This is a genomic window from Pollutimonas bauzanensis, assembly GCF_900129885.1.
Lineage (GTDB): Bacteria > Pseudomonadota > Gammaproteobacteria > Burkholderiales > Burkholderiaceae_B > Pollutimonas > Pollutimonas bauzanensis.
In genome coordinates, this window is record NZ_FQXE01000001.1 from 491,073 (window position 1) to 503,488 (window position 12,416).

A 12,416-nucleotide genomic window follows, 5' to 3' on the forward strand; every position below is an offset into this window, starting at 1 on the left:
AATCGTCCTGGCCGGAATCGTCTTGCTCGCCGGCGCTTGTATCCGCCTGGCCGGCAGGGACTTGCCCCGCATCCGGCGCCGCTTCCTGGCCGTCGCCGAGTTCGACGGAATCATCGTCCGTGTCGGCGTCGCTTTCGACCACGCGGCGCACGCCCGACAGCATGCTGTCGTCGTCCACGCTGATCAGGGTCACGCCTTGCGTCGCGCGGCCCATTTCACGGATTTCCGAGACGCGCGTGCGCACCAGCACGCCGCCCGTCGTGATGAGCATGATTTCGTCGGATGGTTCGACCAGCACGGCGCCCACCACCTTGCCATTGCGCGCCGAAGTCTGGATGGCGATCATGCCTTTGGTGCCGCGGCCATGGCGCGTGTATTCCATAATGGAAGTGCGTTTGCCGAAGCCGTTCTCGGTGGCGGTCAATACGCTTTGCTTTTCGTCGCCCGCCACCAGCATGGCGATGACCGACTGGCCTTCTTCCAGCATCATGCCGCGCACGCCGCGCGCCGTGCGGCCCATGGGGCGCACATCGTTTTCATCGAAACGCACGGCCTTGCCCGAGTCCGAAAAGAGCATGACGTCATGCTTGCCGTCGGTCAGGTCGGCGCCGATCAGGTAATCGCCATCGTCCAGGGCAACGGCAATGATGCCGGCCTTGCGGGGATTGGAGAAATCCGACAGGGGCGTCTTCTTGACCGTGCCGCGCGATGTCGCCATGAATACGTAATGGTCTTCGCTGAATTCCTTGACCGCCAGGACCACGGTGATTTTCTCGCCGTCGAGCAGCGGGAACATATTGACGATGGGGCGTCCGCGCGAGCCGCGCGAACCTTGCGGGACTTCCCAGACCTTGAGCCAGTAGAGGCGCCCGCGGTCGGAGAAGCACAGCAGGTAATCATGCGTGTTGGCGATAAACAACTGATCTATCCAGTCGTTTTCTTTCATGGTGGTCGCCTGCTTGCCGCGCCCGCCGCGTTTTTGCGCGCGGTATTCGGACAATGGCTGGCTCTTGATGTAGCCCGTCTGCGACAGGGTAACCACCATGTCCATGGGCGTGATCAGGTCTTCGGTGTCCAGCTCGGTGGCGTTGTGCTCGATTTCCGAACGGCGCTCATCCTTGGCGTTGGTGGAAAACTCCAGCTTGATCGCCATGAGTTCGTCGCTGATGATCGTGGTGATGCGTTCCGGACGCGCCAGGATATCGAGCAGGTCGGCGATCGTCGCCATGATGTCCTTGTACTCGCCGACGATCTTGTCCTGCTCGAGGCCGGTCAGGCGTTGCAGGCGCATGTTCAGGATTTCCTGCGCCTGGATATCGCTGAGGCGATACAAGCCGTCGCCCTGCAGGCCGAACCCTTCGGGCAGCGTTTCGGGCCGGTAGGCCGCGCGGCCGCCCGGCGTGGCGCCTTCGTCGGCGCGCGACAGCATTTCACGCACCAGGGATGAGTCCCAGGTGCGCGCCATCAAGTCCTGGCGCGCCACCGGCGGCGTCGGCGCCGCCTTGATGATCGCGATGAAATCGTCGATATTGGCCAGGGCCACCGCCAGGCCTTCCAGCACATGCCCGCGCTCGCGCGCCTTGCGCAGCTGGAATACGGTGCGGCGCGTTACCACTTCGCGGCGGTGGAACAGGAAATATTCCACCATCTGCTTCAGGTTCAGCAGGCGCGGCTGGCCGTCGACCAGCGACACCATATTCATGCCGAAGGTGTCCTGAAGCTGCGTGTGCTTGTACAGATTGTTCAGTATGACTTCCGGGACTTCGCCGCGCTTGAGTTCGATGACCAGGCGCATGCCGTCCTTGTCGGACTCGTCGCGGATGTCGGAAATGCCTTCGATTTTTTTCTCGTTGACCAGCTCGGCGATGCGTTCCTGCAGCGTCTTCTTGTTGACCTGGTAGGGAATGGCGTCTATGACGATGGACTGCCGATTGCCCTTTTCCATGTCTTCGAAGTGGGTCTTGGCGCGCATGATGACCCGTCCGCGGCCCGTGCGATAGCCTTCGCGCACGCCGGACATGCCGTAAATGATGCCCCCCGTGGGGAAGTCGGGCGCCGGGATGAGTTCTATCAGCTCATCTATGGTGCAAGCGGGATTGCGCAGACAATACAGGCACCCTTCTATTACCTCGGACAGATTGTGCGGCGGAATGTTGGTCGCCATGCCCACGGCTATGCCCGAGCTGCCGTTGACCAGCAGATTGGGCAGGCGCGAAGGCAGCAGCAGCGGCTCTTGTTCGCTGCCGTCATAGTTGGGGCCGAAATCCACCGTTTCCTGGTCGATGTCCGCCAACAGTTCGTGGGCGATCTTGGACAGGCGGATTTCGGTATAGCGCATGGCTGCCGGGTTATCGCCGTCGATGGAGCCGAAGTTGCCCTGCCCGTCGACCAGCATATAGCGCAGCGAGAAGTCCTGGGCCATGCGCACTATCGTGTCGTAGACCGCCGAATCGCCGTGGGGGTGGTATTTACCGATGACGTCACCCACAATCCGCGCCGACTTCTTGTAGGCCCGGTTCCAATCATTGTTCAGCTCGTGCATGGCGAACAGCACCCGCCGATGCACTGGCTTCAGGCCATCCCGAACGTCCGGTAAGGCGCGCCCCACGATCACGCTCATGGCGTAATCAAGGTAACTGCGGCGCATTTCCTCTTCCAACGAAATTGGAAGGGTCTCCTTGGCAAAGGAATCCATAGATTGTCTAAAACGTAAAAATCGTGAAACTGGACCGATGACGGGCGAATAGGAAATTCTAACACTTGCTCCTGCGCCGCCGGCTCATGTCATACAGAGCTTGTCCAGGACCGGCCCTGCGCCGACCCTGGCGCCCCAATCCCGGCCGTCCCCCGCGCGCTGTTCACAAACCACTTTAAGCCGGTAGCGATGTTGCCAAAAACCAACGATAAATGCGGAGATAGGGTAGAAATCCGAATATCTGGGCGATATGCGTGGTTCAGGCTTAACTAACCGCCCGGAAATGCCGTAAGATTCGCCCTAACACGCATGAAACCCAGCGCAATTCTATTAACTCATAGCGTTGCTATACTGGCTCCGTTTTCTTGATATGCGGCGGGGGTTCGCTGCGGTCACTTACCAGCATTAAGCTCAACGAGGAGAAACATGAACAAACCCTCCAAAATCGCACTAGCACTCGCCATTGCAGCCACTTCGGCTTCTGGTGCAGTATCTGCGCAAACTGTCGATAACTGGCAAAACCCGTTCGGCGACGTTTGGAAAAACGGCACCAACGAATTGTGCTGGCGCGACAACTTCTGGACCCCCGCCACCGGCATTCCCGGCTGCGACGGCGTACCAGTTGCCCAGGCGCAAGCTCCAGTGGTTGCTCCTACCTCAACCAAAGTTGTGTTGAATGCTGACACCTTCTTCGATTTCGACAAAGCCACACTGAAACCTGAAGGTCGCCAAATCCTTGATCAGGTCGCCGCGCAAGCCGACACGATCAATCTGGAAACGCTGATCGCAACTGGCCACACTGACTCCATCGGTACTGAAAAGTACAACCAAGGCCTGTCCGAACGCCGTGCCAACACGGTCAAGAACTACCTGATCACCAAAGGCATCCCTGCCGACCGTATCTATGCTGAAGGTAAAGGCGAATTGAGCCCTGTTGCTACCAACAAGACTCGTGAAGGCCGCGCACAGAACCGTCGCGTAGAGATCGAGATCGTTGGCGTCCGCAAGTAATACCTCGTTGTAATACTTGTGGCGTTAAACGCTACAATAAGGGCTCCGCACTGCGGGGCCCTTATTCATTTGCCGGCCGGCCCGTTCGCCCGCCCCGCCTGCACCCCCTAATCCCAGCCTCGGACAGCTCATGAACGCCAGCGCCACTTCCGCACAATCCAACGCATCCAATGTGGACCAGGCCGAACTCGACAAGTTCAGCGCCCTGGCCTCGCGCTGGTGGGACCCTGAAAGCGAATTCAAGCCGCTGCATGCCATCAATCCCTTGCGTCTGGGCTGGATTCTGGACCAGGCCGGCCCCCTGGACGGCAAGAAGGTGCTGGACGTCGGCTGCGGCGGCGGCATCCTGGCCGAAAGCATGGCAAAGGCCGGCGCCCAGGTCACCGGCATAGATCTGGCCGAAAAGTCACTGACCGTGGCCCGGCTGCACGGGCTGGAGTCCGGCGTGCCGGTCAGCTACCAGGCGATCAGCGCCGAGCAGATGGCCAGCGAACACCCCGGCCAGTTCGATATCGTCACCTGCATGGAAATGCTGGAACACGTGCCCGACCCCGCCTCCATCGTGCAGGCCTGCGCCACCCTGGTCAAACCGGGAGGCTGGGTGTTCTTTTCCACGCTCAACCGCAACCCCAAGTCCTTTCTGTTCGCCATCATCGGCGCCGAATACCTGCTGCGCCTGCTGCCGCGCGGCACGCACAGCTACGAAAACTTCATCAAGCCCAGCGAACTCGCCGCCGCGGTGCGCCAGGCGGGCCTGGCAACGACGACATTGGCCGGCATGGAATACAACCCCATCACCGACCTTTACAAACTCACCCGCGACACTTCAGTCAATTACCTCCTCGCCAGCCGCCGGGAAAGCTGATATCCATGCAAAAACTGGTTTTATTCGATTTTGACGGCACCCTGGCCGATACCGCCCCCGACCTGGCGGCGGCAGCCAATAAACAAAGGGCCCGCAAAGGCCTGGGGCCCCTCCCCTACGAAACCTTCCGCCCCTATGCCTCGCACGGCGCGCGCGGCCTGCTCAAGGCGGGGCTCGATATGGATCCCGGCCATCCCGAATACGAAGCCTGCCGCCAGCAGTTCCTGCAAGACTATGAACAGGACATGACCACGCTCACCACGCTGTTTCCCGGCGTGCAGTCGCTGCTGTCGACGCTCAAGGAAAACGGCTACGCATGGGGCATAGTCACCAACAAGATGGAATACCTGGCGGTGCCGCTGGTCGTGCACCTGGGCTTGTACACCGACTGCGCGGTCACCGTGGGCGGCGACACCACCGACCATACCAAGCCGCACCCCGCCCCGCTGCTTCACGCCGCCAAGGAAGCCGGCTTCGATCCCGCCGATTGCGTCTATGTGGGCGACGACGAGCGCGACATCATTGCCGGCAAGGCGGCCGGCATGGCCACCATCGTGGCCGCCTATGGCTATTGCGGCCAGGAAACCGCCCTGCATGCCTGGCAGGCCGACGCCATAGCCCAATCGCCGCAAGACATCTGGCCCGCCATACGGCAATGGGCGGCGACACGCTAGAAGGCGGGCCGTTGTTAAATGGCCTCACGCGCTTCCCGCAAGCCGGCGGCGGCCGCCATGCTGTCTAAATGCCGCCATATGCGTTACAATACAACTTCTGGGGTCGATCCGGCTTCGACGTGGGTCGCGAAACAGAGCAGGGCATGCCGAGCACCAGTAAGCTCGTAAATCCACTGGAACACTACAAACGCCAACGACGAGCGTTTCGCTTTAGCCGCCTAGTGCGGTAAGCCGCTGCACTAATTTGTCTTTGGGTTAGGTAGGGTAAAACCTACAGCAGCGTCATTTACAAAGAATCGGGTCTTGCTGGGTCACTCAGCCTGATCTTAAATTAATGTGAATCGCCGAGGAAGGGCCTGTCGGTTGGCATGATCCAAGGTTAAAACTCAAAATGAACCGAATAAGCATGTAGAACTGCCTGCATAGGGCTTGCGGACGCGGGTTCAATTCCCGCCGACTCCACCAGCTAACACAACGCCACGCCATGTGGCGCTAGACGGGGCACATAGAAATATGTGCCCTTTTTAGTGCCCGGCGCAGGAGTAAAATCCATAAGCCTCAAATAACAAAAGGAACTCATAGTGTTTCCATCACGGCTAACTTCCGGATACCAGTCTTTTTTGAACGGCCGCCTCTCCCGCGAGCGGGAGCGTTATGAAGAACTCGCCAAGTCCGGACAGCATCCGGAAATCATGGTCATCGGCTGCGGCGATTCGCGCGTCGCCCCCGAGACGATCTTTGACGCGGACCCCGGCGAAATATTCGTGATACGCAATATCGCCAACCTCGTCCCGCCCTGCGAGCCTGACACTGAAACCTCGTTCCACGGCACAAGCGCCGCGATCGAGTTCGGCGTAAACGCGCTGAAGGTCAAGCATATCGTGGTGCTCGGCCATGCGAGTTGTGGCGGCGTTTCGGCCTTCGCCAACAATGCGGCCCCATTGACGAAGCGCGATTTCATCGGCAAGTGGATGTCGCAGATCGCGCCGGTTGCGGAGCGCGTCGGCCCGCCCGCCGGCGACCGGCAAGGCTGGATACAGCGGCTCGAGTGGGGCGTCGTCGACTACAGCCTCGAAAACCTGATGACGTTCCCCGCCGTTCGCGACGCGGTCGAAGAAGGAACGCTCACCTTGCACGGCGCCTACTTTGGCGTCGGCACGGGCCTGCTTTTCATCCGCGATCCAGCCACGGGGCGATTCGTACCGTATAGCGACGCTGACTGAAAAAACAGCCCTGGCACAGCGCTTGCTGGTTGGAATCCAAGCAGTCATTCGCCGCCACCCGGAGGGCGCCATGAAAAAATTGATGACCATTGCCCTGTGTTCGCTGACGCTCGCCTGGGCGTCCACCGCGGACGCCCAGGGCGGCAAGCCCCCTTCCGACAGCCCGGACTCCGGCAAGAGCGCCAATGCCAGGCCTAACGAGGGAGCCCGGACCGGCGCAAGCGAGGGCCGCGGCCGGACCAGCGAGGCCGACCATAGCAAAACGGAGGAATCGTCGAAAGATGCATTCAGGAACTCGGACAGCAAGTCGAGCGGCACCAGCAATAACTATCAGAATCTTGGCGCTTCCAGCAGCGAGAGGTATCGGAACACGCCGAACGACAGCGCTCAACAGGCGCGAAAATAACAAAAAGGGAAAAAAATCCTGCCTGAAGAGGGCCCGCCCAGGGCCAGCCGTCCGCCCGGCGGCATTGCCAAGCGCTGCGCAAGCCGGCCCGCCATTCATGCCTGGCCCGGCGACAGGCGGCCGCATGCCCGTCCCCGGCAGAAAATACGCCCGGGCCGCCTTTCCGGTCATAACGGACCGACGATCAGTCTGATGGATGTTCAACTATTTCAAGCGCAATCATGGCCTCAGGATATATCAATGCTCCACGCACCACCACTGCGGCCCCTCCGGCCGCCGATTTTCTTCGCGGCGGCGGGGAAATGGGCGCGCGGATGCGGGCGCATGACTGGTCTTCCTCATCCCTGAAGCAGCCCGCTGACTGGCCGCAGTCGCTGCGCACGGCTGTGCGCCTGATACTGAATACCGGCCATCCCATGTATATCTGGTGGGGCCAGGATGGGGCCTGTCTCTACAATGACGCCTACCGCGAATCGATAGGATCCGAGCGTCATCCGCTATCCTTGGGCCAGCCCGCCCGCCAGGTATGGGAAGAGATATGGGACATCATAGGCCCGCAGATCGAGCATGTAATGGGCGGCGGGGGCGCCACCTGGCATGAGGACCACCTGGTGCCGATCACCCGCCATGGCCGGCGCGAAGACGTCTACTGGACCTACAGCTTCAGTCCCATCGACGACGAAACGGCGCCCAGCGGCGTTGGCGGCGTCCTCGTGGTCTGCACCGAGACGACGCGCAAAGTGCAGGCCAAGCGCCGCCTGGCCGAGGAAATCGAAAGACAAAGACGCCTCTTCCAGTGCGCGCCCGGCTTCATCGCCATCCTGCGGGGCCCGGAGCATGTCTTCGAATTCGTGAACAACGCCTACATTCGCCTGGCGGGCGACCGCAATTTCATAGGAAAGACAGTCAAGGACGCCGTTCCCGATCTCCAGGACCAGGGCTATTTCGAACTGCTGGATCGCGTCTTTACCAGCGGCGAGCGGTTTGTGGCGCAACAGAAACCGATATGCCTGGCGCGCACCCCCGGCGCGCCGTTCGAGGAAAGGTTCATTGATTTCATCTATGAGCCCATCGTCGACGCCGAAGGCGCGGTGACTGGCATTTTCGTCGAGGGCTTCGACGTCACGGACCAGGCGCTGGCCCACGCCGCGCTGCGCGACAGCGAGGCGCGCCTGCGCGAATTGAACGCTGATCTCGAGCGCGAGGCGATCGCGCGCTCAGCGGTGGGCGGCCGCTTCTGGCAGATCAGCCCCGACCTGCTGGGCGTCCTCAGGCCGGATGCCTATTTCGGCAGCGCCAATCCCGCTTGGGGAACGGCGCTGGGCTGGAGCGAAGCAGAGGTGCAGTCAATGTCGGTTTTCGAGATGCTCCATCCTGACGATCGCGAACGAAGCCGCGAGGCGTTCGAGCGCCTGAAGGCCGGCCATTCCATCCTGCGGTTTGAAAACCGCTATCGCAGAAAGGACGGCGGCTACAACTGGTTCGTCTGGGCCGCCGCCCCGTTCGACGATGCCTATTACTGCATCGGCCGCGATATCACCAGCCAGAAAGAGGCGGAGGAAGAACTCGCCATTGCGCGCGATGAGCTGCGCCAGTCGCAAAAAATGGAGGCCATCGGCCAGCTGACGGGCGGCATTGCCCATGATTTCAATAACCTTCTGGCCGGCATCAGCGGCAATCTCGAGATTCTGGAAACCCGTCTCGCCCAGGGCCGCGTCGCCGGCCTCGAGCGCTATATCGCCGGCGCCCAAGGCTCCGCGCGGCGCGCGGCAAGCCTGACGCAGCGGCTCCTGGCCTTTTCCCGGCGCCAGACTCTCGATCCGAAGTCCACCGATGCGAACCGGCTGATAGCCGGCATGGAAGATCTGATCCGGCGCACCGTAGGCCCGGACATCGACGTGAAGATTGCGGGCGCCGACAGCATTTGGGCGACTTTGATCGATCCGTCGCAGCTCGAAAACGCCCTGCTGAATCTCTGCATCAACGCCCGGGATGCCATGTTCCCCGGCGGCGGCTGCCTGACCATCGAGACCGCCAATAAATGTCTGGATCAGCGGGGCGCACGGGAACAAGGGCTCCCGCCCGGCCAATATGTATCGCTCAGCGTCACGGACACGGGATCGGGCATGCCGCCCGACGTCGTCACCAAGGCGTTCGACCCTTTCTTCACCACCAAGCCCCTCGGCCAGGGCACCGGCCTGGGCCTGTCGATGATCTACGGCTTTGTCCGGCAGTCCGGCGGCCAGGTCCAGATCTGTTCCGAAGTCGGCAGCGGCACTACCATGCGCCTTTATCTGCCGCGCCATGCCGGGAATGCGGATCGTTCCAGCGAGCTCGATGTCGCCGCCGCCAATGCGGGAAGGGGCGAGACGGTTCTTGTCATCGACGATGAACCGTCAATACGGATGTTGATCATCGAAGTGCTGGAAGAAAGCGGCTACATTGCCCTCGAAGCGGGGGACGGGCCCAGCGGCCTGGAAATTCTTCAATCGGGCATGCCGGTGGATCTCCTGATCACCGACGTCGGCCTTCCCGGGGGGATGAACGGCCGCCAGGTGGCCGACGCGGCCCGCGTCAACCGGCCCGGGCTGAAAGTGCTGTTCGTGACCGGATACGCTGAAAGCGCCATCATGAGCAAGGGATTTCTTGACGCCGGGATGTCGGTCATGACCAAGCCTTTCGTGATGGCCAGCCTGGGCAAGAGGGTACGCAGCCTGCTGGAGAAATGAGCCTGGCGTCAGCCGGGCGCGGCGCCCGACATGTACTTGCCGCTGTTCCTGAAGTTGGCATCCTGCATTTCGGCGCTGCAGCGGGAATTGCCATAGAACACCACCTTGCCCTCTTTGGCCATGATGACGGCGGCTTCCGTGGCGGAATAAACCGCGGCATATTCATAGCAGGTATAGCCGTAGGCATTGCCCGACTTTTCCTTGGGCGGCTCGCCCATGGATTCGAGTATGGGCTTTACCTCTTGGCCGATCTCGACCGAATTCATGATGGCCTGCAGGCCCTTCTGGCGCTGCTCGGCGTCCGCGGAAGCCGCCCCGCCGCCCAGCGAGGCCCTGGCCGCGTTGTAGCCCGCTTCGGCCATTTGCCCCGTCAGCATCGGCGCGCAAGCCGCCAGCATGGCAAACCCCGCCACGCCCGCGCCCATGGCCAGCAATGCCGCCATCCTGTTCATTGTCCGCATATATACCTCGTCTTTCCCGGCGAACCGGCTCGATTCACCTGTCATTGTCCTCGTTGGCGTCCAGCCGCGCGAGCGCTGGTTCGCTCACCCCGGCGGCGCAAGCAGGAAGGTTACCGCATTCCGGCCGATACAGTATGAAACGGGGGCCGGCAAGGGCGGCCGCGGCCTTTCAAACGCTGCGGGCGACGTCCGCTCCGGAAGCGGCCAGGGCCGCCATGACGGCGTCGCATTGGCGGGCGTCGCGCGGGTGGACCACCAGGGACCAGCGACCCTCTTCGGTGGCGGTCTGCACCCGCTGTATCACCAGTTGGTGATCGGGACGCGCGGTGATCAGCCCGCCCAGCAGCAGGCCGGCGATAGCGCCCAGAAACAGCACAAACAAGGCGCTCACCCCCGGTGAGCTCAGGATCGCGGGAAGGTCCGCCACATACAAGGCCATCCAGACGATGGCGCCCGCCACCAATCCGGCCAGCCCCAGGATCATATGGGAACGCAGCGCCGTGCGCGCCACGCCCTGGGGCTCCGGCTCCAGTTTCCTGGCATACTCTTTTTCATGGGGCTGCACCAGCAGCACCTGGGTGGCCTGCAGGCCCGCCTGGGATCTTACGGACGCCGCGGCCTCCTCGGCTGCCGCTTCGGAGTCGAACACTGCGGCAATCTTGGTCGTGGCCCGTTCGCCAAACAACTTGTGCCAAGCCATAACGATCTCCTTGAGCAATGCGCCTGTCGCGATACAGCCGTGCGAGCAAATACCGTTCCCGGCCGGCATCCCGCCGCCGCTGGCAGCCTGCAACGGCAGGCTGCCATGCGCGCCTAATGCCCGGAGGTGTGGTCGACCGCCTCGGTCGAATGGAAGATCGAGTGATTTTCCTCGCCCGTAACGGAAAGCACGCCCGACAGCCCCTTTTCGACGCGCGACAAGGCATGGTCCACAAGAATGTAGTTGCCCGGCACATCCACCTTGAATTCGACCATGGTCGCGCCGCCCGGCGGAACCAGCGTGGTCTGCACGTCGGTCAAGGGAGGGCTGGTAAGCGAAGCCTTGTCGTATACCCTGTCGAAGACTTCGCCTATCACATGGAAGCTGGAGGTGAGGTTGGGGCCGCCGACGCCGAAGAAGATGCGCAGGGATTCGCCCACCTTGGCTTGCAGCTTGTACTTGTCGGTCAAGGCATTCATCGAGCCATTGAACATCAGGTGTTCGGGGTTCTCGTCGAGCAGCTTTTCCAGCGAGAATTCCTGCATGCCTTGCGAGCCGTGCTTCTGCGCGGTGTAGAGTTCCCCCTGCATGACATAAAACTCGCGGTCGACCTTGGGCAGGCCGCCCTCCGGCTCGACCAGTATCATGCCGTACATGCCGTTGGTGATGTGCTGGGCGACCATGGGCGTTGCGCAATGGTAGACGAACAGGCCCGGGTGCATGGCCTTGAAAGTGAAGCTTTTGGTCTGGCCGGGCGCGACCTGCGTCACCGCGGCGCCGCCGCCGGGCCCCGTCACCGCGTGGAAGTCCACGGAGTGGATATGCGTCGCCTCCTTGGCATTGGAAAGATTGACGGTGACGGTATCCCCCACCCGGACGCGGACCAGCGGGCCGGGGACTTTGTTGTTGAAAGTCCAGTACTTGTAGGTGCTGCCGCTGGTAAGCTGGCCCACGACCTCGGTCGTCTCCAGGTTCACCACGACTTTCTGGGGACCGCGCTTGCCGACGGGCTCGCCGACCGCGGTGGGGTCCTGGGCGATATCGAGCGCGGCGCTCTCGGCCTGCTCTTGCGGTTCGCCCACGACAAGCTTGCCGAACATCCCCGCCGCCTTGTGCCCCGGCAAGGTGCACAGGTATTCGAAAGTACCGTTCTTGTTGGCCCGGAACACAATGGCCGTGGCCGCGCCCTTGCCGGTGATCTGGTCGGATTTGGCGCCGAATTCGGGCACGCTGATATCGTGGATCGCGCCATCGCCGTTGATGACGTTGATTTGCACCACGGCGTTTTCGGGCACCTGCAGATCGGGATTGACTTTGCCGGCGATAGCGCCCGCGTCGCCCACGAAAACCAGCTTGCCATCGGCAATATTGGTGCGCAGGGTGAACGTGATGTCGGGCGTATAGGTGACCGTGCCCCGCTGCGGGGCCGCATCGGCAGCGAAAGACGGCGCCGCCAGCAGCGAGCCTACAAATGCAAAAAATATCAGCAATATCCTCATGGACACTCCCCTGACTGAAAATCGATGTTTGAGAATAATCATGCCGGCCGCCGCCATGCTGTCGAACAGCGCCGGGCCAGCCGGCCGCGCATATTGAAGCTTAAAGCATAGTGGGGAATCCGGGTAGCTTTTCCGCGCCGCGGCCGAACTGCG

Annotated in this window: 9 protein-coding genes, 1 other RNA gene and 1 pseudogene; 7 read left to right on the forward strand and 4 right to left on the reverse strand. The window is 61.8% G+C overall.

All coding sequences use genetic code 11. From position 1 onward, the window contains the following. Positions 1 to 85: 85 nt before the first annotated feature. Positions 86 to 2,695: pseudogene (gyrA, locus tag BUB23_RS02415) on the reverse strand (DNA gyrase subunit A); the annotation flags it as partial. Positions 2,696 to 3,121: 426 nt separating this feature from the next. On the opposite strand from gyrA, the gene ompA reads away from it, so the two are divergent. The 7 genes from ompA (at position 3,122) to BUB23_RS02450 (ending at position 9,603) form a co-directional block, all read left to right on the forward strand. Beyond that, a complete protein-coding gene (ompA, locus tag BUB23_RS02420; protein WP_073101457.1) occupies positions 3,122 to 3,706 on the forward strand; it encodes an outer membrane protein OmpA in 585 nt (194 codons plus the stop codon). Positions 3,707 to 3,836: 130 nt separating this feature from the next. Further along, complete coding sequence (gene ubiG / locus BUB23_RS02425) at positions 3,837 to 4,571, forward strand: bifunctional 2-polyprenyl-6-hydroxyphenol methylase/3-demethylubiquinol 3-O-methyltransferase UbiG (protein ID WP_073101458.1); 735 nt, start codon at positions 3,837 to 3,839, stop codon at positions 4,569 to 4,571. A gap of 5 nt (positions 4,572 to 4,576) precedes the next feature. Continuing rightward, entirely contained in the window at positions 4,577 to 5,245 is a 669-nt protein-coding gene (gene gph, locus BUB23_RS02430) for a phosphoglycolate phosphatase (protein ID WP_073101459.1), read from the forward strand. A gap of 99 nt (positions 5,246 to 5,344) precedes the next feature. Continuing rightward, positions 5,345 to 5,710, forward strand: a transfer-messenger RNA (tmRNA) gene (ssrA, locus tag BUB23_RS02435). 116 nt (positions 5,711 to 5,826) lie between these two features. Further along, positions 5,827 to 6,468: a carbonic anhydrase gene (locus BUB23_RS02440; protein WP_073101460.1), complete on the forward strand. Its 642-nt coding sequence runs from the start codon at positions 5,827 to 5,829 to the stop codon at positions 6,466 to 6,468. 70 nt (positions 6,469 to 6,538) lie between these two features. Next, on the forward strand, positions 6,539 to 6,874 hold the full coding sequence (locus tag BUB23_RS02445; protein WP_073101461.1) for a hypothetical protein: 336 nt from the start codon (positions 6,539 to 6,541) through the stop codon (positions 6,872 to 6,874). A 221-nt stretch (positions 6,875 to 7,095) separates the two neighbouring features. Beyond that, a complete protein-coding gene (locus tag BUB23_RS02450; RefSeq protein WP_073101462.1) occupies positions 7,096 to 9,603 on the forward strand; it encodes a hybrid sensor histidine kinase/response regulator in 2,508 nt (835 codons plus the stop codon). 8 nt (positions 9,604 to 9,611) lie between these two features. Here the strand turns inward: BUB23_RS02450 and BUB23_RS02455 are convergent, their stop codons facing one another. The 3 genes from BUB23_RS02455 to nirK all read right to left on the reverse strand — a co-directional run bounded on the left by BUB23_RS02455 (position 9,612) and on the right by nirK (position 12,305). Then, positions 9,612 to 10,064: a hypothetical protein gene (locus tag BUB23_RS02455; protein ID WP_143160849.1), complete on the reverse strand. Its 453-nt coding sequence runs from the start codon at positions 10,062 to 10,064 to the stop codon at positions 9,612 to 9,614. Between the two features lie 169 nt (positions 10,065 to 10,233). Continuing rightward, on the reverse strand, positions 10,234 to 10,764 hold the full coding sequence (locus BUB23_RS02460; RefSeq protein ID WP_073101464.1) for a hypothetical protein: 531 nt from the start codon (positions 10,762 to 10,764) through the stop codon (positions 10,234 to 10,236). 113 nt (positions 10,765 to 10,877) lie between these two features. Beyond that, positions 10,878 to 12,305 (reverse strand): copper-containing nitrite reductase, encoded by a 1,428-nt coding sequence (gene nirK / locus BUB23_RS02465; protein WP_245801136.1) that lies wholly within the window; start codon positions 12,303 to 12,305, stop codon positions 10,878 to 10,880. Between the last annotated feature and the right edge of the window lie 111 nt (positions 12,306 to 12,416).

Coding starts and splice junctions, on each gene's coding strand:
- BUB23_RS02450 (WP_073101462.1), top strand. CDS start 7,096: ATGGCCTCAGGATATATCAATGCTCCACGCACCACCACTGCGGCCCCT.
- ubiG (WP_073101458.1), top strand. CDS start 3,837: ATGAACGCCAGCGCCACTTCCGCACAATCCAACGCATCCAATGTGGAC.
- gph (WP_073101459.1), top strand. CDS start 4,577: ATGCAAAAACTGGTTTTATTCGATTTTGACGGCACCCTGGCCGATACC.
- BUB23_RS02455 (WP_143160849.1), bottom strand. CDS start 10,064: ATGCGGACAATGAACAGGATGGCGGCATTGCTGGCCATGGGCGCGGGC.
- BUB23_RS02460 (WP_073101464.1), bottom strand. CDS start 10,764: ATGGCTTGGCACAAGTTGTTTGGCGAACGGGCCACGACCAAGATTGCC.
- nirK (WP_245801136.1), bottom strand. CDS start 12,305: ATGATTATTCTCAAACATCGATTTTCAGTCAGGGGAGTGTCCATGAGG.
- ompA (WP_073101457.1), top strand. CDS start 3,122: ATGAACAAACCCTCCAAAATCGCACTAGCACTCGCCATTGCAGCCACT.
- BUB23_RS02445 (WP_073101461.1), top strand. CDS start 6,539: ATGAAAAAATTGATGACCATTGCCCTGTGTTCGCTGACGCTCGCCTGG.